We start from the raw sequence: 346 nt of genomic DNA, 5'->3' as shown, positions 1-346 counted from the left end.
TCCGCACGGAGACCCTGCAGGAGCTCGTCGACTCGCTGGAGAAGCCGCGCCGCGTGCTGATCATGGTCAAGGCCGGCAAGCCGGTCGACTCCGTGATCGAACAGCTCGAGCCGCTCCTGGAACCGGGCGATATCATCATCGACGCCGGCAACTCCCACTATGAGGACACCCGCCGCCGCGAAGCCGCGCTGGCCAGGAAGGACCTGCACTTCGTCGGCATCGGCGTCTCCGGCGGCGAGGAAGGTGCCCTCAACGGCCCCTCGATCATGCCCGGTGGCTCGAAGGAGTCCTACGACGCCCTGGGCCCGCTGCTGGAAAAGATCGCCGCACACGTCGACGGGAAGCC

At 67.6% G+C, this 346-nt stretch carries 1 protein-coding gene; it reads left to right on the top strand.

Annotated elements, in window-relative coordinates; all coding sequences use genetic code 11:
* Positions 1-346, top strand: a 346-nt coding sequence (locus QCD75_RS22000) for an NAD(P)-binding domain-containing protein (RefSeq protein ID WP_301231646.1), incomplete at both ends; no start/stop codon positions are given.

Origin of the sequence: Arthrobacter sp. PsM3, assembly GCF_030433895.1 — a bacterium.
Lineage (GTDB): Bacteria > Actinomycetota > Actinomycetes > Actinomycetales > Micrococcaceae > Arthrobacter.
Note: the sequence above shows the minus strand (reverse complement) of the source record. Positions and strands in the feature narration are given on the sequence as shown.